Annotated in this window: 21 protein-coding genes; 15 read left to right on the top strand and 6 right to left on the bottom strand. The window is 64.1% G+C overall.

Features of this window, described 5'->3' with window-relative positions; genetic code table 11:
- Nucleotides 1–6: 6 nt before the first annotated feature.
- The 9 genes from LY284_RS12965 to LY284_RS12925 all read left to right on the top strand — a co-directional run bounded on the left by LY284_RS12965 (nucleotide 7) and on the right by LY284_RS12925 (nucleotide 10,406).
- Nucleotides 7–1,449 (top strand): amino acid permease, encoded by a 1,443-nt coding sequence (locus tag LY284_RS12965; RefSeq protein ID WP_014192751.1) that lies wholly within the window; start codon nucleotides 7–9, stop codon nucleotides 1,447–1,449.
- 246 nt (nucleotides 1,450–1,695) lie between these two features.
- Nucleotides 1,696–2,172 (top strand): (2Fe-2S)-binding protein, encoded by a 477-nt coding sequence (locus LY284_RS12960; RefSeq protein WP_077157743.1) that lies wholly within the window; start codon nucleotides 1,696–1,698, stop codon nucleotides 2,170–2,172.
- A 51-nt stretch (nucleotides 2,173–2,223) separates the two neighbouring features.
- The gene (locus tag LY284_RS12955; protein ID WP_233386613.1) at nucleotides 2,224–4,605 is read left to right on the top strand and encodes a xanthine dehydrogenase family protein molybdopterin-binding subunit; all 2,382 of its coding nucleotides are present in this window, start codon (nucleotides 2,224–2,226) and stop codon (nucleotides 4,603–4,605) included.
- 18 nt (nucleotides 4,606–4,623) lie between these two features.
- Nucleotides 4,624–5,424 (top strand): xanthine dehydrogenase family protein subunit M, encoded by an 801-nt coding sequence (locus LY284_RS12950; protein ID WP_233386611.1) that lies wholly within the window; start codon nucleotides 4,624–4,626, stop codon nucleotides 5,422–5,424.
- A gap of 5 nt (nucleotides 5,425–5,429) precedes the next feature.
- The gene (locus LY284_RS12945; RefSeq protein WP_233386609.1) at nucleotides 5,430–6,323 is read left to right on the top strand and encodes a MoxR family ATPase; all 894 of its coding nucleotides are present in this window, start codon (nucleotides 5,430–5,432) and stop codon (nucleotides 6,321–6,323) included.
- A complete protein-coding gene (locus tag LY284_RS12940; protein ID WP_233387175.1) occupies nucleotides 6,320–7,504 on the top strand; it encodes a VWA domain-containing protein in 1,185 nt (394 codons plus the stop codon). The genes LY284_RS12945 and LY284_RS12940 overlap by 4 nt, the downstream gene beginning before the upstream one ends.
- A complete protein-coding gene (locus tag LY284_RS12935) occupies nucleotides 7,495–8,043 on the top strand; it encodes a CoxG family protein (protein ID WP_053567223.1) in 549 nt (182 codons plus the stop codon). The genes LY284_RS12940 and LY284_RS12935 overlap by 10 nt, the downstream gene beginning before the upstream one ends.
- A complete protein-coding gene (locus LY284_RS12930) occupies nucleotides 8,016–9,035 on the top strand; it encodes an XdhC family protein (RefSeq protein ID WP_045451606.1) in 1,020 nt (339 codons plus the stop codon). Before LY284_RS12935 ends, LY284_RS12930 begins: the two co-directional genes overlap by 28 nt.
- A gap of 138 nt (nucleotides 9,036–9,173) precedes the next feature.
- Entirely contained in the window at nucleotides 9,174–10,406 is a 1,233-nt protein-coding gene (locus tag LY284_RS12925; RefSeq protein ID WP_233386607.1) for a PepSY domain-containing protein, read from the top strand.
- A gap of 336 nt (nucleotides 10,407–10,742) precedes the next feature.
- Here the strand turns inward: LY284_RS12925 and LY284_RS12920 are convergent, their stop codons facing one another.
- The 3 genes from LY284_RS12920 to LY284_RS12910 form a co-directional block, all read right to left on the bottom strand.
- The gene (locus tag LY284_RS12920; protein ID WP_233386604.1) at nucleotides 10,743–11,471 is read right to left on the bottom strand and encodes a PepSY-associated TM helix domain-containing protein; all 729 of its coding nucleotides are present in this window, start codon (nucleotides 11,469–11,471) and stop codon (nucleotides 10,743–10,745) included.
- A gap of 176 nt (nucleotides 11,472–11,647) precedes the next feature.
- The gene (locus tag LY284_RS12915; RefSeq protein WP_233386602.1) at nucleotides 11,648–12,688 is read right to left on the bottom strand and encodes a serine/threonine protein kinase; all 1,041 of its coding nucleotides are present in this window, start codon (nucleotides 12,686–12,688) and stop codon (nucleotides 11,648–11,650) included.
- A gap of 90 nt (nucleotides 12,689–12,778) precedes the next feature.
- A complete protein-coding gene (locus tag LY284_RS12910) occupies nucleotides 12,779–12,991 on the bottom strand; it encodes a hypothetical protein (protein ID WP_014192763.1) in 213 nt (70 codons plus the stop codon).
- 322 nt (nucleotides 12,992–13,313) lie between these two features.
- Between LY284_RS12910 and LY284_RS12905 the strand changes: the two genes are divergently transcribed.
- Entirely contained in the window at nucleotides 13,314–14,576 is a 1,263-nt protein-coding gene (locus LY284_RS12905; RefSeq protein ID WP_233386593.1) for an MFS transporter, read from the top strand.
- A gap of 226 nt (nucleotides 14,577–14,802) precedes the next feature.
- Entirely contained in the window at nucleotides 14,803–14,985 is a 183-nt protein-coding gene (locus tag LY284_RS12900; protein WP_041730863.1) for a hypothetical protein, read from the top strand.
- Between the two features lie 40 nt (nucleotides 14,986–15,025).
- Here LY284_RS12900 and LY284_RS12895 read toward each other — a convergent pair whose 3' ends face one another.
- On the bottom strand, nucleotides 15,026–15,730 hold the full coding sequence (locus LY284_RS12895; protein WP_045451613.1) for a dienelactone hydrolase family protein: 705 nt from the start codon (nucleotides 15,728–15,730) through the stop codon (nucleotides 15,026–15,028).
- A 541-nt stretch (nucleotides 15,731–16,271) separates the two neighbouring features.
- On the opposite strand from LY284_RS12895, the gene LY284_RS12890 reads away from it, so the two are divergent.
- Nucleotides 16,272–17,417, top strand: coding sequence for a branched-chain amino acid ABC transporter substrate-binding protein (locus LY284_RS12890; protein ID WP_041730864.1), 1,146 nt, complete (start codon nucleotides 16,272–16,274; stop codon nucleotides 17,415–17,417).
- A gap of 52 nt (nucleotides 17,418–17,469) precedes the next feature.
- On the opposite strand, the gene LY284_RS12885 is transcribed toward LY284_RS12890, so the two are convergent.
- Complete coding sequence (locus LY284_RS12885; protein WP_233386591.1) at nucleotides 17,470–18,696, bottom strand: MFS transporter; 1,227 nt, start codon at nucleotides 18,694–18,696, stop codon at nucleotides 17,470–17,472.
- Between the two features lie 158 nt (nucleotides 18,697–18,854).
- Here LY284_RS12885 and LY284_RS12880 point away from each other — a divergent pair, with 158 nt between their 5' ends.
- The 3 genes from LY284_RS12880 (at nucleotide 18,855) to LY284_RS12870 (ending at nucleotide 21,582) form a co-directional block, all read left to right on the top strand.
- Nucleotides 18,855–19,535, top strand: a complete 681-nt coding sequence (locus LY284_RS12880; protein ID WP_233386589.1) for a HugZ family protein — start codon at nucleotides 18,855–18,857, stop codon at nucleotides 19,533–19,535.
- A gap of 359 nt (nucleotides 19,536–19,894) precedes the next feature.
- Nucleotides 19,895–20,200, top strand: coding sequence for an H-NS family nucleoid-associated regulatory protein (locus LY284_RS12875; RefSeq protein WP_014192770.1), 306 nt, complete (start codon nucleotides 19,895–19,897; stop codon nucleotides 20,198–20,200).
- Between the two features lie 194 nt (nucleotides 20,201–20,394).
- Entirely contained in the window at nucleotides 20,395–21,582 is a 1,188-nt protein-coding gene (locus LY284_RS12870) for a cation diffusion facilitator family transporter (RefSeq protein WP_045451618.1), read from the top strand.
- A 9-nt stretch (nucleotides 21,583–21,591) separates the two neighbouring features.
- Here the strand turns inward: LY284_RS12870 and LY284_RS12865 are convergent, their stop codons facing one another.
- The gene (locus LY284_RS12865) at nucleotides 21,592–22,050 is read right to left on the bottom strand and encodes an Lrp/AsnC family transcriptional regulator (RefSeq protein ID WP_008352298.1); all 459 of its coding nucleotides are present in this window, start codon (nucleotides 22,048–22,050) and stop codon (nucleotides 21,592–21,594) included.
- Between the last annotated feature and the right edge of the window lie 57 nt (nucleotides 22,051–22,107).

Below are 22,107 nucleotides of genomic sequence, written 5' to 3'. Positions count from 1 at the left end.
ATCGCAATGTCGTTGTTCCGCAAGAAAAACATCGAGCACATGCTGGCCGGCGCGCACAGCACGTCGCTCAAAAAGACGCTCGGCGCCCTGGATCTGACGTTCCTCGGAATCGGCGCCATCATCGGCACCGGCATTTTCGTGCTGACCGGCACCGGCGCCGTGCAGGCCGGCCCGGCGCTCATGGTGTCGTTCATCGTCGCGGCGATCGCGTGCTGCTTCGCGGCGCTCGCCTACGCCGAGTTTTCATCGACGATTCCCGTCGCAGGCTCCATCTATACGTATTCGTACGCCACGCTCGGCGAGCTCGCCGCGTGGATCATCGGCTGGGACCTGATGCTCGAATACGGGCTCGCGACCTCCGCCGTGTCGGTCGGCTGGTCGGGCTATCTGCAATCGCTCCTGGCGGGCTTCGGCGTGTCGCTGCCGACCGCGCTCACGGCCGCGCCCGGCGCGCTGCCCGGTCAGGCCACCTTCTTCAATCTGCCCGCCTTCCTCGTGATGATGGCCATTACCTGGCTGCTGTCGGTCGGCGTGAAGGAGTCCACGCGCCTGAACAACATCATGGTCGCGATCAAGGTGACCATCGTGGTGCTCGTGATCGCGGTGGGCGTTTTCCACGTGAAGCCGGCCAACTGGCATCCGTTCATGCCCCACGGCTGGTCGGGCGTGTTCGGCGCGGCGGCCGTGATGTTCTTCGCATTCATCGGCTTCGATTCGGTGTCGTCCGCCGCCGAGGAAGTCAAGAATCCGAAGCGCGATCTGCCCATTGGCATCATCTCGTCGCTCGCGGTGTGCGCGGTGCTGTATGTGGCGGTGGCGGCGGTCGTGACGGGCATCGTGCCGTCGGCGCAGTTCGCGAACAATCCGCATCCGGTGTCGTTCGCGCTGCAAGTGGCGGGGCAGAACTGGGTCGCGGGCTTCATCGATCTCGGCGCGGTGCTCGGCATGCTGACCGTGATTCTCGTGATGAGCTACGGCCAGACGCGCATCATCTATGCGATGTCGCGCGACGGCCTTTTGCCCGCGCGGCTTTCGAAGGTGCATCCGCGCTTTTCGACGCCGTTTTTCACGACGTGGCTCGTCGGCATCTTCTTCGGGCTGATCGGCGCGCTCGTGCCGCTCAACGTGCTCGCCGAGCTGATCAACATCGGCACGCTCGCCGCGTTCTCGATGGTGTCCATCGCCGTGCTGATCCTGCGCCGCACGCATCCGGACCTGCCGCGCGCGTTCCGCTGCCCGGGCGTGCCCGTCGTGCCGGTTCTCGCGGTGGCGTCGTGCCTGTTCCTGATGATGAATCTCCAGGCCATGACGTGGATCGCCTTCGCGGTGTGGCTCGTGATCGGCCTCGCGATCTACTTCATGTACTCGCGGCGCAATTCGGTGCTCGGGCGCGCGCCGCTCGAAGCGCCCCGCGCCACCGCCGAAAAGCGCGAAGCCGTGACGCACTGAGCGTCTCGTCTTCACGCAAGCCACGCGAAAGCGCCGCCCGAAAGGCGGCGTTTTGCTTTGCGGGGCACGCCGCGCGGCGCGGAGGGATAAATTTGGGACGGGCGTTCGACGGATAGCGAGGCCTTCCGATTTGTGTTTTACTCATTGCCACAAACACATAACACCCAACCCAGCTGAACGCTCACGCGGCAGTAAAGGCAGGTGCATCGGCGTGAAGCTGGTTCGTCCTCATCAGGAGACAGTGAAATGGCGCTTAGCATCAGCCTGACGGTCAACGGGAAACCCGTGACCGCCACCGTCGAACCGCATCTTCTGCTCGTTCAGTTTCTCCGCGATCAACTCAGGCTTACCGGCACACATGTCGGCTGCGACACGGCGCAGTGCGGCGCGTGCACCGTTCATCTCGACGGCCGCGCGATCAAATCGTGCAACATGCTCGCCGCGCAAGCCGACGGCATGCACGTGACGACCATCGAAGGCATGGCGAAAGACGGCCAGCTTCATCCGATGCAGGCGGCTTTCAAGGAATGTCACGGCCTGCAATGCGGCTTCTGCACGCCGGGCATGGTGATGAGCGCGAGCGCGCTGGCCGCGCAGTCGCCGAATCTCTCGGAAGAAGAAGTGCGCGAGCAGCTCGACGGCAATCTGTGCCGCTGCACCGGCTATCACAACATCGTGAAAGCGGTTCTCCAGGGCGCGCAGGCTATGAAAGCCGGCGCCTGATCACACGCGCATCCTTCCTATTCGATGAATCGCGCCTAAATGGAGACCGCGATGAATGCCCCTGAGCAACAGAAACTGATCGGCGCCGGCGTCAAGCGCAAGGAAGACTATCGCTTCCTGACAGGCGCGGGCCAATACACGGACGACGTCGTCCTGCCACAGCAAAGCTATGGCGTGTTCCTGCGCTCGCCGCACGCGCACGCGAAGATCAAACGTATCGACACCGAAGCGGCGATGAAGTCGCCCGGCGTGATCGGCATTTTCACCGGCAAGGATCTCGCGGGCGAGAACGTCGGCGGCCTGCCTTGCGGCTGGCTGATCCACAGCATCGACGGCACGCCGATGCACGAGCCGCCGCATCCCGTCATCGCGCATGAGAAGGTGCTGCACGTCGGCGATCAGGTGGCGCTCGTCGTCGCGGAATCGGTGAAGGAAGCGAAGGATGCCGTCGAGCTGATCGAAATCGACTACGACGAACTGCCCGCAACCGTCGATACGGGCACCGCAGCCGACGCCGGCCGCCCGCTCGTGCACGACAGCGTGCCGAGCAATGTCTGCTTCAACTGGGGCCACGGCGACAAGGCCGCGGCCGACGCCGCGTTCGCGCAGGCCGCGCACGTCACGACGCTCGATATCGTCAATCAGCGCATGGTGCCGAACGCGATCGAGCCGCGCGCCGTGAACGCGAGCTTTTCGAAGCACGACGACAGCTACACCGTCTACGTGGCGAACCAGAATCCGCACGTCGAGCGCCTGCTGATGGCGGCGTTCGTGCTGTCGCTGCCGGAATCGAAGCTGCGCGTGATCGCGCCGGATGTGGGCGGCGGCTTCGGCTCGAAGATCTTTCTGTACGCGGAAGACGTGGCGCTCACGTGGGCATCGAAGAAAGTCGGGCGGCCGATCAAGTGGACGGCCGAGCGTTCGGAAGCGTTTCTCTCCGACGCCCATGGCCGCGATCACGTCACGAAAGCCGAACTCGCGCTCGACAAGGACGGCAAGTTCCTCGGCATGCGCGTGCATACGACGGCGAACATGGGCGCGTATCTCTCGACCTTCGCGTCGTCGATTCCGACCGTGCTCTACGCGACGCTGCTCGCCGGCCAGTACGCGACGCCCGCGATCTACGCCGAAGTGAAAGCCGTGTTCACGAACACCGTGCCCGTCGATGCCTATCGCGGCGCGGGACGTCCCGAAGCGACTTACGTGGTCGAGCGACTCGTGGAAACGGCGGCGCGCGAAATGAACATCGATCCCGTCGAACTGCGCCGCCGCAACTTCATCCGCTCGTTTCCGTATGCGACGCCCGTCGGGCTCACCTACGACACCGGCGATTACGACACGATCCTGAATCGCGCACTGGAACTCGCGGACATAAAAGGCTTCGCCGCACGCAAGGAAGAATCGAAGCAGAAAGGAAAGCTCAGAGGCATCGGCTACTCCTGCTACATCGAGGCGTGCGGGCTCGCGCCGTCGAACGTGGCGGGTGCGCTGGGCGCGCGCGCGGGCCTCTTCGAAGCGGGCGAGGTGCGCGTGCATCCGACCGGCTCCGTGACGGTGTTCACCGGCTCGCATAGCCACGGGCAAGGCCACGAGACGACCTTCGCGCAAGTGGTCGCGGACCGGCTGGGCATCTCGATCGATAACGTCGAAATCATTCACGGCGATACAGGGCGCATTCCGTTCGGCATGGGCACGTATGGATCGCGCTCGATCTCGGTCGGCGGTTCGGCGATCATGAAGGCGCTCGACAAGGTCGAAGCCAAGGCCAAGAAAATCGCCGCGCATCTGCTGGAAGCCTCGGCGGAAGACATCGAGTTCACGAACGGCGTGTTTCGCGTGAAAGGCACGGACCGCACGAAGACGTTCGTCGATGTCTCGCTCGCCGCGTATGTGCCGCACAACTTCCCGCTCGACCAGATGGAGCCGGGCCTCAACGAAAACGCGTTCTACGATCCGGCCAACTTCACGTATCCGTCGGGCGCGTACGTGTGCGAAGTCGAAGTGGATCAGGACACGGGCGAGACGCGCATCCAGAAGTTCACGGCGGTCGACGATTTCGGCAACGTGATCAATCCGATGATCGTCGAAGGACAGGTGCATGGCGGGCTGGGACAAGGCATCGGCCAGGCGATGCTGGAGCGCTGCGTCTACGACGACAGCACCGGCCAGTTGCTTTCCGGCTCGTTCATGGATTACGCGATGCCGCACGCGATCGATCTGCCGAGCTTCACGGTGGAAACCGCGAAGGGCACGCCATGCACGCACAATCCGCTCGGCGTGAAGGGCTGCGGCGAAGCGGGCGCGATCGGCTCGCCGCCCGCCGTCATCAACGCGATTCTCGATGCGCTCGCGCCGCTCGGCGTGAAGGACTTGCAGATGCCCGCGACGCCGCACCGCGTCTGGACCGCGATGCAGAACGCTCAGCACGCCTGAGACAGGGAGACCGACACCATGTACTCATTCGATTTTCAGAAAGCGGACGAAGCGAAAGCGGCGGTCGCAGCCTTGAGCGCCAACGCCGACGCCAAATTCCTCGCGGGCGGCCAAAGCCTCTTGCCGACCATGCGCCTGCGCCTCGCGCAACCTTCGGCGCTGGTCGACGTGACGCGCATCGCGTCGATGAAAAACATCGCGCTCGATGGCGACAAGCTCACGATCGGCGGCGCGATGTGTCATGCGCAAGTCGCGTCGAACGCGGAGGTGAAGAAAGTGCTGCCGGGCCTCGCGGATCTCGCGAGCCGCATCGGCGACATGCAGGTGCGCGAGCGCGGGACGATCGGTGGTTCGCTCGCCAACGACGATCCCGCGGCGTGCTATCCGTCCGCCGTGCTTGCGCTGAACGCGACCGTCGTGACGGACAGAAGGCGCATCGCCGCGGACGATTTCTTCATCGATATGTATCAGACCGCGCTCGAACCCGACGAACTCATCACCGCGGTCGAGTTTCCGCTCGCGGAGCGCGCGGGCTACGAGAAGTTTCGCAATCCCGCATCGCATTTCGCGCTCGTCGGCGTGTTCGTCGCGAAGTTCAAGGACGGCGTGCGCGTGGCCGTGACGGGGGCGGCGTCGTCGGTGTTTCGTGCGGCCGAGCTGGAGGCGGCGCTGTCGAAGGACTTTTCGGTGGCGTCGGCGCGTGGCGTGAAGATCGCGCCCGACACGCTCAACGACGACATGCACGCGAGCGCCGCGTATCGCGCGCACCTGATTCCGGTGCTCGCGGGCCGCGCGATCGAGCGCGCGATGTCGTTCTGACCGCGATGCAGGGCGAGCCCGCTTCCATCGACGAGACGCTCGCGCGCTTGCGCGAGCAGCAGTACTTCGCCAATCGCGAGCTCGCAACAGCGCTTTTTCTCGCGCTGAAGATGCAGCGGCCGCTCTTTCTCGAAGGCGAGCCCGGCGTCGGCAAGACCGAACTGGCGAAGGCGGCGGCGGGCCTGTGCGGCACGACGCTCCTGCGCCTGCAATGCTACGAAGGGCTGGATACCGCGAGCGCGCTGTACGAATGGGATTATCCGCGGCAGATCATGGCGTTGCGGCTCGCGGAGGCATCGGGCGACAGGCCGTCGAACGACTCGCTGTATCGCGGCGAGTTTCTGCTCAAGCGTCCGCTGCTCCAGGCGCTGCTGTCCGATGCCGCGAATCCCGATGCGCGCCGCGTCTTGCTGATCGACGAAATCGATCGCGCCGACGAGCCGTTCGAAGCGTTCCTGCTCGAACTGCTCTCCGACTTTCAGGTGTCGATTCCGGAGTACGGCACGGTGCGCGCGAAGACGCCGCCGCTCGTCGTGATGACGTCGAACCGCACGCGCGAAGTGCACGACGCGCTGAAGCGGCGTTGTCTTTATCAGTGGATCGGCTATCCCGAACGCGACGTCGAACTGGCGATCGTCGCGGCCCGCGCGCCGGAAGCGGGCAGCGCGCTGCAGGCGAGGGCGGTCGCGTTCGTGCATCGGCTGCGCACGCTGGATCTGTTCAAGGCGCCGGGCGTCGCGGAGACGATCGACTGGTGCCGCGCGCTGGCGGCGCTGTCGGTGTCGGAGCTCGATCCGCAATCGGTGCGGGACACCCTCGGCGTGCTGCTCAAATATCAGGACGACCTCGCACGCATGGACGCGGACACGCTCGCGCAGTGTCTTTCCACCGCGCCATGACGATGGAACCGTTCGCCCGCAACGTCGTGCATTTCGTGCGGCTCCTGCGCGGCGCGGGGCTCGGCATGTCGCCGGCGCATGCGGTCGATGCGCTCGACGCGCTCGGTCACATCGACCTGAACCGCCGCGACGATGTCCGCGCGGCGCTCGCCTGCCTGCTCGTGCACGCGAGCGACGAGCGCGACATCTTCGACGCCGCCTTCGATCTCTTCTGGCGCGATCCCGACTGGGAAGGCAAGCTGCGCGCGCTGCTGCTGCCGAAAGTGACGAACGGCATGCCGCCGCCCAAACGCAACAACCGTCTCGCGGATGCACTGGCGGCGCGCGCGGCGCAATCGCAGGCGCCGGCTGCGGAATCGAAGCCGGAAGAGGCGCACGCGCGCATCACCTTCAGCGCGCAGGAACGCCTGAGCCATCGCGATTTCGACACGCTCTCCGCCGACGAATGGCGCACGCTGCGGCATCAGATTCGCGCGCATCGCCTGCCGCTCGCCACCGAGCCGACGCGCAGACTGAAGGCCGCATCGCGCGGCACGCACGCCGATCTCAAGGCGAGCGCGCGCCACGCCGTGCGCTCCGGCGGCGACTGGACCGTGTGGAAATACCGTGCAGCGGTGGAGCGCAGACCGCCGCTCGTGCTCCTGCTCGACATCTCCGGCTCGATGAGCGCCTATTCGCGCGCCGTGCTGTATTTCTGCCATGCCTTGTTGCAGTCGCGCGAGCGCTTGCAAGTGTTTCTGTTCGGCACGCGCCTCACCAACGCGACGCGCGCCTTGCGCGAACGCGATCCCGATGTCGCGATCGCCGCGCTCGGGCAAAACGTGGCGGACTGGTCGGGCGGCACGCGCATCGGCGCGGCCCTTGCGGAGTTCAACCGGCGCTGGGCGCGCCGCGTGCTCGGCGGCCGGGCGACGGTGCTGCTCGTCACCGACGGCCTGGATCACGAAGCCATCGACGTGCTCGATGCGGAAATGCAAAGGCTCAGGCGGTTCGCGCATCGGCTCGTATGGCTCAACCCGCTGTTGCGCTTCGCCGATTTCACGCCGCGCGCGCGAGGCGTGCGGGCGATCCTGCCGCACGTCGATGCGATGCTCGCGGCGCATAACCTCGACAGCCTTTCCGCCGTCGGGCCGGAACTGGCCGCGCTGTCACGGCACACAGGAGACATCAGATGGAACTGACCGAAACGCATACCTTGCCGGTGCCGCAGGCGCGCGCGTGGGAAGCGCTCAACGACACGTCGATCCTGAAAGCCTGCATTCCCGGCTGCGACAGCATCGACGCGGACGGCGAGAACGCGTACAACGTCGCGATGACGGCGGCGGTCGGCCCGGTGAAAGCGCGCTTCAAGGGCAGAATGGAGCTCACCAATATCGACGCGCCGCATACGTATACGATCGTGTTCGAAGGGCAGGGCGGCGCGGCGGGCTTCAGCAAGGGCAGCGCGACCGTCAACCTCGAACCGGGCGACGAAGCCGACACGACGAAGCTCAGCTACAGCGCGAATGCGCAGGTGGGCGGCAAGCTCGCGCAAATCGGCTCGCGGCTCGTCGACGGCGCAGCGCGTAAGATTGCGGGAGAATTTTTCAAGCGGTTCAGCGCGCAGTTGCAAGGCGGTGAGGCCGCGCCGGAATCGCAGGACTCGCCGGCCGATGAAAATGGCGGCGAGAAGGAAGAGAAAGGAAAGAAATCATGGACAGCGTGGATCTCGAAGTCCTGAAGAACAGCGCGCGATGGCTCGAAGAGGGCAAACGCGTGCTGCTCGTGACGGTGGTGAAGACGTGGGGCTCGTCGCCGCGGCCCGAAGGCGCGATGCTCGCCGTGCGCGACGACGGCCATGTGGTCGGCTCGGTGTCGGGCGGTTGCATCGAAGACGATCTGATCGAGCGCGTGCGGCAACGCGGCATCGAGCAGACGACGCCCGAAGCGGTGAAGTACGGCATCAGCGCGGAAGAGGCGCATCGGTTCGGCTTGCCGTGCGGCGGCACGATTCAGCTCGTGCTGGAGCCGTTGACGGCCGCGAGCGGCATCGCCGATCTGTGCGCGGCGGTTGAAAGCGGCCGGCTCGTCGCGCGCACGCTCGACATGGCGACGGGCGCCGTGCGCCTCGAACCGGCGCGGGCCACCGACGGCGTACTCTTCGACGACGACCGGCTTCTGACCATTCACGGCCCGCGCTATCGCATGCTGGTGATCGGCGCGGGGCAGTTGTCGCGTTATCTGTGCAGCATCGCGGTCGGGCTGGATTATCAGGTGACAGTCTGCGATCCGCGCGAGGAATACACGGAAGAGTGGGACGTGCCGGGCACGACGATCGTGCGCACCATGCCCGACGACACCGTGATGGACATGAAGCTCGACGAGCGCTGTGCCGTGATCGCGCTCACGCACGATCCGAAGCTCGACGACCTCGCGCTGATGGAAGCGCTCAAGACGCCTGCATTTTATGTCGGTGCGCTCGGTTCGCGGCGCAACAATGCGGCGCGGCGCGAGCGTCTGAAAGAGTTCGATCTCAGCGACGCCGAACTCGCGCGGCTGCATGGCCCGGTGGGTATTTTCATCGGTAGCAGGACGCCGCCGGAAATCGCCGTGTCGATTCTCGCGGAAGTGACGGCGGCGAAGAACGGCGTGTCGCTGCCTGAACTCTTGCAGGTCGAAGGCGCGAAAGCGGCGCGAGAAATCGCGGGGAAGGGCGAAGTGTGCGGCGTTTGAGCGGCATCTCAATATTACAAAAACCTGACTGAATGCCGTTCGTGCACGCGGCGCGGCTATATAATAATCGTTCTCATTTGCGCGGCCGCAACGGCGGCTGACGCGAAGCCCGTTTCCTTCTGTTCAACTCATCATCGAATGTCCGGCAAGTTTCTGACCGGCGAGGGCCGGCGCGCAGCCGCACGCGCCGGCTCGCCGACCGACGCCCCTGAACGCGCGAATCGACGTCAGATGAGCCAGCGTGCGTTGCGCGTGTGGTCGATCGTGCATCGCTGGACGAGTCTCGTCTGCACAGCGTTCATGCTGCTGCTTTGTCTGACGGGCTTGCCGCTCGTGTTCGGCCACGAACTCGATATCCTGACCGGCGATGCGATCGAAGCGCCCGCGCTGCCCGCATCGCAGGCCGGCGCGCGCGCGAGTTACGACGCTGTCTTGCAGGCCGCCTTGAAGGAACATGCCGGCCACGTGCCGCAATACATGATCTGGGAGCCGGACGAGCCGCTTCTGCCGATCGTCGTGAGCGCGCCGCGCGCCGACACGCCGCCCGACGATACGCTCAGCACGACCGTCGACGCCCGCACCGCGCAGCCGCTCGGCATGCCGCCGGGCAAGGGCTCGCTTAAGTTCGTGCTGCTGAAGCTGCATGTCGACATGTTCGCCGGGCTCGTCGGCAAGCTCTTTCTGGGCGCGATGGGCGTGGTGTTTCTGGCGGCGATCGTGTCGGGCATCGTCGTGTATCTACCGTTCTGGCGAAAAGTCGGGCTCGGGCGTGTGCGCCTGAAGAAGAAGCGGCGCATCGTGTGGCTCGACTGGCATAACGCCATCGGCATGCTGACGCTCGCGTGGGCGCTGCTCGTCGGCGCGACGGGTTCGATCAACACGCTCGCCGATCTGATGCTCGAAGCGTGGCGCAACGATCAGCTCGCGCAGATGGTCGCGCCGTACCGCGGCCAGCCGCCGGTGACGGTGCGCGCGTCCATCGACGATGCCGTGAAGACCGCGCAGGGCGTCGCGCCGGCGATGATTCCGTCGTTCGTCGCGTTTCCCGGCACGCGCTTCGCGAGCCCGCATCACTATGCCGTCTGGATGCGCGGCGACGGCATTCTCACGACGCGCATCATGCGGCCCGTGCTCGTGGACGCATCGACGGGCGCGGTCACGGATTCACGCGAACTGCCGTGGTATCTGAAAGTGCTGCTCGGCTCGCAGCCGCTGCATTTTGGCGATTTCGGCGGCATGCCGCTCAAGATCTTCTGGGCGGCGTTCGATGTGCTGACGATCGTCGTGCTGGGGAGCGGGCTTTATTTGTGGATGACGCGGCATAACCCGGGGAGGGGGCGCAAGCATCTCCACCTGAAGATTCCGAAATAGCGATCACCTGCACAAGGGTCCGCCAATCCTGATAGCCGAGCAACGGAGCCAAATCGCGAGCGAACCAGAATTCAAGCTCGTCTTCATGAACCTGCTTGATGCTCTCAAACGCGACGCTGGAGACTTAGCAATGTTTAATAGTAGGCCTATCGCTGCAAGGCATTGCCCGAGGCGCTGCCTACGCCAGAAACAAGCATTCAGCAAATCGAGCGCGCACAGAAGAGAGCTCTGGATGACCCGCGGCAAAGCCCGGACGACGATCTAGCGCCATGAACGAAAGCAGCGCGACCATTTCGGTGAAGCCACCGAAATGGTCGCTGCGACAGGCCCGCTCGATCACATCAACCCGCAAGCAATCGCCGCAACCAGCGACGCCGCCACGATCACCACGCCCGCCGTGCGCCGCTTGTTCAGTTCCGTCCACAGCAGCACGCCCGTCAGCGACAGCAGGATGATGCTGCCCGCGAAGGTATCGATGAGCAGCACCCATCCCACGCTCAGGCCAACGCCTTTGTGCAGGTTGGTCATCATCGCGAGGAAGGTGTTTTCGGTGCGTTTCACCGAAACGAAGTTGTTGCCGACCCAGTACTCGGCCTGCACGCTGCCGCCAGGCGACGCCACCATGACCGACCATTGCTCCGGCTGCATCGTGCTCTTGTCGCCCCAGCCGACCGGATGCGCCGGCTCGCGGCGCGCGCGGCCGAGATTGCCGTCGAGTTTCAGTTCTTTCTTGAGCCAGTTGCCCATGTCGCGCGGCGTCTTGAAGCCTTCGGCGGGCAAAGGCATCTGCATCTGCGCCACCTGCGGCTCGCCCGTGGAAATGCGCAGCGGCGGCGCGCGGTGATTCAGCAAAAAGCCCGTCGCGCCGAACAGCAGGCCGAGCAGCGCGCCCCACAAACCGATCCAGCCATGCACCTTGCGCAGCCACTTCAGAAAGGTCGAGCGGCGCGAGCGGTTCTTGCGGACGATCTGCTCGGCATCGTCGATGAGGCGCCCGTGCGGACGGTAGTGCGTCGAGCCGCTCGTCGTGGTCGGCTGCGGATTGAGTGTTTCAGGCGCGTTCACGCGTCTCTCCGAATTCGGGCATTGGCAGGCAAAGCCGCGCCGCGATCGGCATTCACGCGATTCAGACGCGGCGATCGACGATGGGCGGGCAAATGAGAATCGTTATCATTGCATGCGCAGTCAAGCTTTTCAATGCTTTGCGATTGCCTGACAGTGCGTGAATGTCACGAAAAATTTCAGACCGCCCAGAGCGGGCCTTCCTGCATCGCGCCCACCTGCTCGCGCAATTCGAGGATGCGGTCTTCCCAGTAACGCTGCGTGTTGAACCACGGAAACGCCGCGGGAAACGCGGGATCGTTCCAGCGCCGCGCGAGCCACGCGGAGTAGTGAATCAGACGCAGCGTGCGCAACGCTTCGATCAAATGCAGTTCGCGCGGATCGAACTCGCAGAAGTCTTCGTAGCCGGCGAGCAGATCCGCGAGCGCGCGCGATGCGTCCGCGCGTCCGGCCGGCAGCAGCAGCCATAGATCCTGAATCGCCGGGCCCATGCGGCTGTCGTCGAAATCGAGGAAATGCGGGCCGGCGTCGGTCCACAAGACGTTGCTCGGATGGCAGTCGCCGTGCAAGCGCAGATGCCGCACGTCGCCGGCGCGCTCGAAGCATTGCGCGACGCCGTCGAGCGCCATCGACACGACGGTGTCCCACGCCTCGCGCACATCGCCCGGAACGAAGCCGTGCGTCAGCAGAAACTCGCGCGGTTCGCGGCCGAAGGTGTCGATGTCGAGCGTCGGCCGCTCGCGATACGGCTCGATCGCGCCCACCGCGTGAATCCGCCCGATGAAGCGTCCGAGCCATTCGAGCGTGTCGCTGCGGTCGAGATCGGGCGCGCGGCCGCCTCGCCGCTCGAAGACGGAAAAGCGAAAGCCGTCGAATTCATGCAGCGTCCGGCCTTCCAGGGTGCGTGCCGGGACCGCCGGAATCTCACGCGCGACCAGACTCGCGACGAACGCATGCTCTTCGAGGATCGCCGCATTCGACCAGCGTTTCGGACGATAAAACTTCGCGACGACCGGCGGGCCATCTTCGACGCCCACCTGATAGACACGGTTCTCGTAACTGTTGAGCGGCAGCAGGCGGCCATCGGTGCGCGCGCCCGTGGGCATCAGCACGCGGTCGACTGCGTCGAGCACGCGCTCGGGCGTGAGACCGGAGAAGGGCGGCGCGTCGCCGTCGTCGGGAAGGGGCACGCCCTGGGAATCGGGATGGTTCGAGTTCATCCCGGCATTGTGCCGCGCCTTCGCGCGGTTGGCATCGGCGCGCTCAGTGCGTGCGATGCGACGAATGCGCCCGCGTGGCGCTGCGCTCGCTCAATGAACGACCGTATTCGACGGGCGCACGACATCGCCGGTATCGATCAGGTCTTCGAGAAAAAACGGCTCCGTATTGAGCAGTTGGGTGACGCCGGGCTCGCCCGCGTACCAGGCGACCATCGCCATATCGCCGAGAATGCGCATGACGATGCCGCGCGCGCCCTGAGGCACGGCAATATGCACTGAGCGGACAATCGAACCGATTTGCATGATGAATCCCCGTTTCAGCGCCGGCTGAGGATAAAGCGCCGGTCAAATGTTTTCACCAAGCACAGGCTTTTCACGGCTCGTGCACCAGACTGTGCGCCGCGTTCGTTGCGGCAAGCGCGACATAGGCCGTTTCATGAACGGTTGTGCTACCACTTTAACGCAACGCGTCGCGTCGGCGCGATGCCAATCGCCGCCTTGTGTTGTCGATCGCAGACGGCCAGCAGTAATTATGGGGTGATCGACAGCGGACAACGGCCGCCGTATCAGGCAAAACCCTTAGGATCGGCGTATCGTCGAGGATTTTTCAGAGAATACTTCAAACGTGAACGCATCACCGGCACCGCAGCGCCCGCCATCCGGCAACGGCGCGAATCTCGCCGCGAACGCCGCGCCATATCTCGAACGTGGTTCGCGCGCGTACTGGCGCGCGTCGCTTGCGCTGCTGTTCGCCGGTTACGCGACGTTCTCGCTGCTGTATTGCGTGCAGCCGCTCTTGCCCGAGTTCACCCAGGCGTTCGGCGTGAGTCCGGCCGTGAGCGCGCTTTCGGTGTCGGTGAGCACGGCGGCGCTCGCGATCGCCATTTTCATCGCGGGATTCATGTCGGAAAGCTGGAGTCGTCATCGGTTGATGACGCTTTCGCTGCTCGCGTCGTCGCTGCTGACGGTCGTCGCCGCCGTGCTGCCGGACTGGCACGCGCTGCTCGTCGTGCGCGCGCTCGAAGGCTTCGCGCTCGGCGGCGTGCCCGCGGTCGCGATGGCCTATCTCGCGGAGGAAGTACATCCCGACGGCCTCGGCCTCGCGATGGGCCTGTATGTCGGCGGGACGGCTATCGGCGGCATGGCGGGGCGCGTCATCAGCGGTGTGCTCGCGGATCTGTTCGGCTGGCGCATCGCGATCGGCGGAATCGGCGTGCTGGGTCTGCTGGCCACGCTCGCTTTCCGCTCGCTGCTGCCGCCCTCGCGCCGCTTCCAGCCGCGCCGCGGCGTGGGATTCGCGCATCATCGGCGCTCGCTCGCGGGTCATCTGCGGCACGGCGGCTTGCCGTTCCTGTTTCTGCTCGGCTTCGTGCTGATGGGCAGCTTCGTCACGCTCTATAACTATGTCGGCTACCGGTTGCTCGGCGCGCCGTTTCGCCTGAATCAGACGCAGATCGGCGCGATCTTCACGGTTTATCTGACGGGCGTGGTCGCGTCGCCGTGGTCCGGCAAGATGGCCGATGTCTTCGGGCGCGGCCGCGTGCTGATCGCGAGTCTCATCCTGATGATGCTCGGCGTCGCGCTCACCTTGTCGAGCACGCTGCCGTTGATCATCGCGGGCATCGCCTGTCTGACGTTCGGCTTCTTCGCGGGGCATGCGGTCGCGAGCGGCTGGGTCGGGCGGCTCGCCGCGCAGGCGAAAGGACAGGCGGCCGCGCTCTATCTGCTCGCGTATTACCTTGGATCGAGCCTGATCGGCGCCTACGGCGGACATTTCTGGACCGCGTTCGGATGGACGGGCGTCGCCGGACTGATCGGCGTGCTGTTGTTGATCGGACTGGCCGGCGCGGTTTATCTGAACCGGCGCGAACGCGCTGCGGCCGCGTAAAACGAAAGCGGTTTGAAATACGACGAATCTAAGGGTTTACCGTGTCCGCTTAAAAACGGGCGCGTATAAGCCATTGTTCCGCAAGGCTTTGGCTGGCCGCGTCGGTCTTCCAGCGCACGAAGTCGCGCCGACGCCGCCCGAGGAGCGGCCTATACTCGAATCGTCGAGGCGGGCGTTTATCGCGCGACGATCGAAAAGCCAGAAGCAGGACGATGGGAGACGCACTATGACGTACTTCACGATCGGCGACTTCATTCTGATCATCCCGATGGCGCTGGCTGGCGCGCTGTTTCTCGGGGCCATTCCTTGCGCGACGCACTTCAAGAACAACGTGCTGCGCGTATTCGGCGCGCTGTTGGGCGTGCTTGCCGCGTTTCTACTGGTGGAAGGACTGCCCGCGCTGATATGACAGGCGCGCCGTTCAGGCGCGCCCACTCAGGCAGTTTCTTTTACAGATGCTCGCCGAGGAAGGTCAGCGTGCGCCCGTGCGCGAGCGCCGACGCCTTCGCGTTGTACGACGCGCGATCGCCGCAGTTGAAGCCGTGATCAGCCGCCGGGTACACGTGAAGCGCTGAATCCTGGCGGCCCGCGAACTTCTGACGCACGGCGTCCACCGCTTCGGCGGGAATGTGCGCGTCGAGTTCGCCGTAGTGAAACTGCATCGGCACCTTGACCTGTTCGGCCTGGTCGAGCGAATTCTGAATGCCGCCGCCGTAGTACGCCACCGCGAGATCGACCGAACCCTGCGCCGCCGCGAGATACGCGAGACGGCCGCCGAAGCAATAGCCGATCGCCGCGACCTTACCCGTTACTTCGGGCAGCGCGCGCAGCGCTTTGGCCGCCGCGCCGACATCCGCGACTGCGGTATTCGCATCGGTCTTTTGCAGCAGTTCCATCGCCTTCTGACGATCCGCGCCTTCGTAGCCCAGTTCGACGCGCGGCTGCGTGCGCCAGAAAACGTCCGGCGCGAGCGCGACGTAGCCATCGGCGGCGTATTGATCGGCAACGCTGCGGATGTGGCTGTTCACGCCGAAGATCTCCTGCAGGATGATGACGGCGGGGCCGCTGCCCGTCTTGGGCAGCGCGAGATAGCCTTGGAAGCTGCCGCCGTCGGCGGGAATGTCGATCCAGCGGGAAGTCACGGATACGGTCACGTCGAACTCCTTGTCGATGAGAGAGTGAGGCGATGGAGTGTGCCAGCTTTCCCTTTCAGTCGCCCTGAACGCCCGCGCGGCGTCAGGCACGCGCTTTGACGCGCGGCGGCATTTTTAGAGCAGTGGATCTAAACACGCGCTAAAACGGCATTAAAAAGACAGCTTAATGATGCCGGCGGGCAGAGATTATCGGCGCGCGCCCGGCGAACTTGAATGACGCCCAAACCTTTGCGCGCCAATGTCGCGGAAACCCGCATGTACAGGGCGTCTTCGCAGGAAACGCCACCACAAACGGCGGCGTATCACAACTAGCCGTTAATCGGTAGTGACACCAGTATCTTAAAAAGCTTCCCTAAATTAATTTGACAACCCTACACTTGCGCGCAGTGCGGATGGCGGCCGTCACAAATGGCCTGCCGGAAGGACTTGCCAAGTGCATGACGATGCATCCGGCGTGGTCGTCCACGGGACTGAGCGATCGTGATGAAAGACGGGGCACAGGGCGATTACGTTGTTTTTGGGACCGAAACTGGAGACTTACATGAACACCAAGCTTCACAAACTGTTGCCGATCAGCGCTGCAGCCGTGCTGTTCGCTACGTTGGCAACGTCCGCAGCAGCCGACCAGACGGTCAGGATCGGTCACGTCGCTCCGCTGACCGGCGGCATTGCTCACCTGGGCAAGGATAACGAAAACGGCGCGCGGCTCGCAGTCGAAGAAATCAACGCGAAGGGTCTCACGGTCGGCGGCGAGAAGATCACGCTGGTGCTCGACCCGCAAGACGACGCGGCTGACCCGCGTACCGCTACGCAGGTCGCGCAGAAGCTCGTCGACGACAAGGTCGTGGCGGTCGTCGGCCACCTGAACTCGGGCACGTCGATCCCGGCATCGAAGATCTACAGCGATGCGGGCATCGTGCAGATTTCCCCGTCGGCAACGAACCCGGCTTACACGCAGCAAGGCTTCAAGACGACGTACCGCGTCGTCGCGACCGATGCGCAGCAAGGCCCGGCGCTCGCCAACTACGCGGCGAAGCAACTGAAGGTGAAGACGGTCGCTGTCGTCGACGACTCGACCGCCTACGGCCAGGGTCTCGCGAACGAATTCGAGAAGACCGCCAAGTCGCTCGGCCTGAAGGTGATCTCGCATGACGCGACGAACGACAAGGCTGTCGACTTCCGCGCGATTCTGACGAAGATCAAGGGCGAAAACCCCGACGCCGTGATGTACGGCGGCATGGACGCGACCGGCGGCCCGTTCGCCAAGCAAGCCAAGCAGCTCGGCCTGCGCGCGAAGGTCCTGGCGGGCGACGGCGTCTGCACGGAAAAGCTGGCGGATCTCGCCGGCGATGCGACCGACAACATCGTGTGCTCGGAAGCGGGCATGGCGCTCGAGAAGATGGAAGGCGGCCAGGCTTTCGCGGCCAAGTTCCAGAAGCGTTTCGGCCAGCCGATCCAGATCTACGCGCCGTTCACGTATGACGCGGTGTACATCATCGTCGACGCGATGAAGCGTGCGAACTCGGTCGATCCGGCCAAGATTCTCGCCGCAATGCCGAACACGGACTACAAGGGCGTGATCGGCCAGACGACCTTCGATTCGAAGGGCGATCTGAAGCACGGCGTGATCTCGCTGTACGACTACAAGAAGGGCAAGAAGACGCTGCTCGACGTCGTGAAGATGTAATTTTTCGCGGCTAGAGGAAAGCGCGCGGCGCCGAAAGGCCCGCGCGCTTTTTTTATATCTTGAGGCGCCTGAGAATACGCGGGCCGATGAAGGTGATGATCGCGCAGCACGCGGCGACGACGCACAGGCCGATCGGCAGATTGCTGATCTGCGCGACGCCGCCGATCAGCACCGGCCCGAACAACAGGCCGAAGTACGCAAGGCCCGCGACCTGCGCGAGCCCTTCGGCCGCGGTCACGCCTTCGACGCGCGCCGCCGCCGCGAACAGCACCGGCATCATGTTCGCGAGACCCAGGCCCATCAGCGTGAAGCCCGTCATCGTGACGATGACGTTCGGCAGCACGAGCGCCATCACCATGCCGACGAATGCGAGGCCCGCGCTGCCGAAAATCAATTGCGGCGCGCCGAAACGCGCGCGCACCGCGTCGCCGCCGAAACGCCCGGCCGCCATGCCGCCCGAGAACGCCGCGTAAGCCGCGCTCGACACCGAAGGCGTGGCCTCGACGACATCGCGCATGTAGACGGTGGCCCAGTCGTACATGGCGCCTTCCGCGATCAGCGCGACGAGCGCGAGTCCGCCGAGCGCCCACAATGCGCCCGAGCGCCAGCGGTTCGACGACGACGCCTTCGCGTGCTCGTCGTGATGCGGCACGTGCGGCAGCACCGCGGGCATCGATACGAGCAGGACCAGCAGGCTCACGCCCGATGCGAGCGCGAGATGCGCGGCGGGCGCGAGCCCGTGCGCGAGCAGCGCGCCGCCCGCGGCCGCCCCCGCCATGCCGCCGATGCTGAACATACCGTGCAGCGACGACATGATCGGCAGGCCGAGCGCCTGTTCGACCGCGCTCGCTTCGGCGTTCATCGCGACATCGAGGGTCGCCATGCCGAAGCCGAAGATCGCGAGCACGACGAGCAGCATCCAGTAATAAGGCGTTACGAGAATCAACGCGCCGCAGAGCATCATCGTGATGCCGCCCGCCATGCATGCGGCGCGCGTGCCGGCGCGCGCGATCCACGATCCGGTGGTCAGCATGGCGAAGATCGAGCCGCCCGCAACGGCGAGCAGCGCGAAGGAGAGCATGCCCGGGCTCAGCGAGAACTTGTCGCGCACGGTCGGAACGTGCACGCCCCACGACGCGTACATCATGCCCGCGATGAAGAACACTGCCATCGTTGCGTAGCGGGCGCGGGCGCGCGTGGCGCGCGGAAGACTGCGATGCAGCGCGAGTGTCGGATTGGCGTCGTGGGCGGCGGAGGAAGCGGTGGTCGAGTCGGACACGAAAGAAACCGTCGTCGGAAAGATTGCGTGGAAAACAAGGGCGGCCGTGGATGATGCCGCCGGACGCGAAGGCTTTCGATTCTATCGAACGGTCAGGAGACACGCTCGCATGCGCTGCATTAACATCGTCCGACGATCGATGACCGCACGAGGCCCGGATGAACATTCCGTCGCAAGCGCCGCTTCACCTGCTGCATCGCGTGTCCGAGGGAACGCTCGCCACGCATTCGCGCGAGCCGCATGGCTTTCCGTATCCGACGGCGCTTCCGTTCGCGCCGACCGCGCGCCATGTTCCGATGCTGCTCGTCAGCCATCTCGCCGAGCACACGCGAAATCTCCACGCCGATGCGCGCGCTGGCTTTCTCGTCGCGCATGCGGCGGATGGCGGCGTGCTGGAAGGACAACGCCTGACCATGCTCGGCAGTTTCGCGCCCGCCGTGCCCGACGCGCGCGCCGAACTCGCGCGCCGCTATTTGCGCTATCACCCGGACGCCGAGCGCTATCTGCAACTCGGCGATTTCTCCTTCTGGGTGATGTCGGTCGAGCGCATGCGCTATATCGGCGGATTCGGCGCAATGGGCTGGCTGTCGGGCGATGAACTCGACTCGCTGGAGCCGCTTTCGGTTGCGCAAGAAATGTCGCTTTGCGCGGAATTCGACGCTTATCCGGGCCGCCCCGAGAATCTCCGATTATTGGGGATGGACCGATATGGCTGCGATTGGCTGTCGGGAAGTGTGCGCAATCGTTTTACATTCGATTACCCGAAACACACGGACGAAGAATTGAGGGCTGCGCTAATCGGCTTTACCGCGCAGCAAATGGACGCTTCGGGTCAGTGAATTAGCGCGTTGCGGTCCGAATCAACCTCGCTCGGACCGATTCCGAAAATGAAATGACGGCCAAGTTGCCATCCCATGAAACGTTCGGGGCGCGTCATATTGCCGTGTTTTCATCCGATGCCATCACGCAGTGTGCGGCTCGCCTCATTGCCATTTTTTACATTCGAACGATGGTCGCCCCAAACTTCGGATTTTTCGGCAATTGTTACGAAGAAAGATACTAAACTTTTATTGGACGGCAATTTGCGCACGCAGCGATTATAAGAACTGTGTTAATCTCCGTCCCAGTCCGAGGCTATACTGATAATTGAAAGCGAGCGTACCGATTCGCGAGTCAGCACACCACTTAGGGAATTGCCATGCCTTCATACAAGGAACTCCTCGCACAACGCGAGTCTCTCGAACGTCAGATTGAAGAAGCGAAGTCGCGCGAATACGCCGAAGTGCTTAATGAGATCAAGCAGAAAATGGCGGATTATGGCATCACGCTTCAGGAACTGGCTGGCGGCCGGGGCGCAAAAGGCGCGAAGGCGGCACGCAGCAGCCGGGCGGGCGTAGCACCGAAATACCGTGACCCGGAAAGCGGCAGCACCTGGTCGGGCCGCGGTAAGCCGCCGAAATGGATTGCTGGTCAAGATCGGGACAATTTTCTGATCGGCAAGTAATTCCTCGCCGTACCCAGCATTCCAAAGGCCGCGTTTCAAGACGCGGCCTTTTCGTTGTGGCGGGCGTATTTCGTATCGCCTAGAGCGTTCGGGCGGAGTTAAGTAGCTAAATTTTAAAAGATTGGCGCGAACCCTCGAAAGAGTTGGGGCACACGGCTGATAAGATGAGGGAAAGGACGGTTCGGGTAAATTACATGCCGCTTTCGACTACAGGCATTTCCGAAAAACAGCACGTGGCGCGGCGAACCACCTGGACGAGCATTGCCTTAAATAGCGGGCTTGCCACGGCGCAGCTCGTGGTCGGCTTTGTCGCACACTCTCAGGCATTGCTGGCCGACGGCATTCATTCGCTGGCGGACATCGTCTCCGATTTTATCGTTCTAGTTGCCAATCGGCGGGCATCCGCCAAACCCGACGTCGATCATAACTACGGGCATAACCGGTACGAAACGGTCGCCTCGTTATTCCTCGGCGGATTGCTGATCGCGGTCGGCGTTGGAATGCTATGGCGCGCCGGGACGCGCATCGTCAACCTTCAGGATATTCCGCCCGTAAAGGCGGGTGCGCTCGCGGTCGCGATAATCGTGCTCGTTTCGAAGGAGGCACTCTTTCGCTATATGCTTCGCGCCGCCGAACGCATTCGCTCCGCTTTGCTTGTCGCGAACGCGTGGCATGCACGGTCGGACGCGGCGTCTTCGCTCGTGGTCGCGCTCGGGATTATCGGCAGTTTGGCGGGATTCCGAATTCTCGATCCGATTGCTGCCGCCGTCGTGGGTTTTCTCATCGGCAAGATGGGATGGACGTTTGCGTGGGACGCATTGCAGGATCTCTCCGACCGGGCCCTAGACGAAGCGACCGCGCAAGATTTGCGCGGCATCCTGTCGAAGACGCCCGGCGTGCGCGAGGTCCACGACTTCCGTACGCGCAAGATGGGCGACCTGGCCATCGTCGACGCACATGTTCTGGTCGACCCACTCATTTCGGTTTCCGAGGGGCATTACATTGCCGAATCGGCGCGCGCGAACCTGCTGGCGGACTCACGCGTCATCGATGCGCTCATTCACGTCGATCCGGAAAGCGATGCGCTCAATCCGCAGCCCGGCAACTTCCCGCAGCGTTCTGCCGTGACCGACGCCGTGAGCGCCGCATTCGCGCAGCAAGGGCTGCCGGTCGAAGCGTTGAATCTGCATTACCTCGGCAGCGGCTTTAGCGTCGATGTGGTGTTAGCGGCATCGAGCACGATGGATGCGGCCATCCGCCTGAAGGCGATCGACTTCGACGCGCTCAAACGGCAGATCGGCGCGCGCGAGATTCGCGTCGCGCAGGCGCTCCGGTTCGCGCCCGTCACGACGCCGAGACGCGCAATCGATCTGCCGCGATGAAGCGTCGCGTCAGAGCGGCAGTTGCGTGTCGAATTTGATCTCGCGGAGCACGACGCTCGTTCGAACCTGCGCGACCGCGGGAATCTTGAAAATGCGATCGTGCAGGAACGCGTCGTACGCCTTGATATCCGGCGCGACGATCTTGAGGATGTAATCGGACTCGCCGGTCGTGCTGTAGCACTCGGTGACTTCCGGACAGGTGGCGATCTCGCGTTCGAATTGCTCGACGCCGCCTTCCGTGTGCCGGGTCAGATGGATATGCGCAAGCGCGCAGACGTGCAGACCGAGCTTTTCGCGATCGAGCAGCGCGGTATAGCGCTGAATGACGCCCGACTGCTCCATGTCCTTGATGCGGCGCCAGCACGGCGTGCTCGACAAGCCGACCTGGTCGGAGATTTCCTGAACGGAGCGCCGCGCGTCCAGTTGCAGAAGACGCAGGATTTTTTGTGAGAATGTATCGAGAGTCAACTGCGCCTCCGTTCGATCGCGATTTGACTCTAATGGTAGAGGCGTCGGAAAAGAAAC

It is taken from the genome of Caballeronia sp. PC1 (assembly GCF_021353155.1).
GTDB lineage: Bacteria > Pseudomonadota > Gammaproteobacteria > Burkholderiales > Burkholderiaceae > Caballeronia > Caballeronia cordobensis.
This window is presented reverse-complemented; position numbering and strand designations above follow the sequence as displayed.

Coding starts and splice junctions, on each gene's coding strand:
- LY284_RS12965 (WP_014192751.1), top strand. CDS start 7: ATGTCGTTGTTCCGCAAGAAAAACATCGAGCACATGCTGGCCGGCGCG.
- LY284_RS12960 (WP_077157743.1), top strand. CDS start 1,696: ATGGCGCTTAGCATCAGCCTGACGGTCAACGGGAAACCCGTGACCGCC.
- LY284_RS12955 (WP_233386613.1), top strand. CDS start 2,224: ATGAATGCCCCTGAGCAACAGAAACTGATCGGCGCCGGCGTCAAGCGC.
- LY284_RS12950 (WP_233386611.1), top strand. CDS start 4,624: ATGTACTCATTCGATTTTCAGAAAGCGGACGAAGCGAAAGCGGCGGTC.
- LY284_RS12945 (WP_233386609.1), top strand. CDS start 5,430: ATGCAGGGCGAGCCCGCTTCCATCGACGAGACGCTCGCGCGCTTGCGC.
- LY284_RS12940 (WP_233387175.1), top strand. CDS start 6,320: ATGACGATGGAACCGTTCGCCCGCAACGTCGTGCATTTCGTGCGGCTC.
- LY284_RS12935 (WP_053567223.1), top strand. CDS start 7,495: ATGGAACTGACCGAAACGCATACCTTGCCGGTGCCGCAGGCGCGCGCG.
- LY284_RS12930 (WP_045451606.1), top strand. CDS start 8,016: ATGGACAGCGTGGATCTCGAAGTCCTGAAGAACAGCGCGCGATGGCTC.
- LY284_RS12925 (WP_233386607.1), top strand. CDS start 9,174: ATGTCCGGCAAGTTTCTGACCGGCGAGGGCCGGCGCGCAGCCGCACGC.
- LY284_RS12915 (WP_233386602.1), bottom strand. CDS start 12,688: ATGAACTCGAACCATCCCGATTCCCAGGGCGTGCCCCTTCCCGACGAC.
- LY284_RS12910 (WP_014192763.1), bottom strand. CDS start 12,991: ATGCAAATCGGTTCGATTGTCCGCTCAGTGCATATTGCCGTGCCTCAG.
- LY284_RS12900 (WP_041730863.1), top strand. CDS start 14,803: ATGACGTACTTCACGATCGGCGACTTCATTCTGATCATCCCGATGGCG.
- LY284_RS12890 (WP_041730864.1), top strand. CDS start 16,272: ATGAACACCAAGCTTCACAAACTGTTGCCGATCAGCGCTGCAGCCGTG.
- LY284_RS12880 (WP_233386589.1), top strand. CDS start 18,855: ATGAACATTCCGTCGCAAGCGCCGCTTCACCTGCTGCATCGCGTGTCC.
- LY284_RS12875 (WP_014192770.1), top strand. CDS start 19,895: ATGCCTTCATACAAGGAACTCCTCGCACAACGCGAGTCTCTCGAACGT.
- LY284_RS12870 (WP_045451618.1), top strand. CDS start 20,395: ATGCCGCTTTCGACTACAGGCATTTCCGAAAAACAGCACGTGGCGCGG.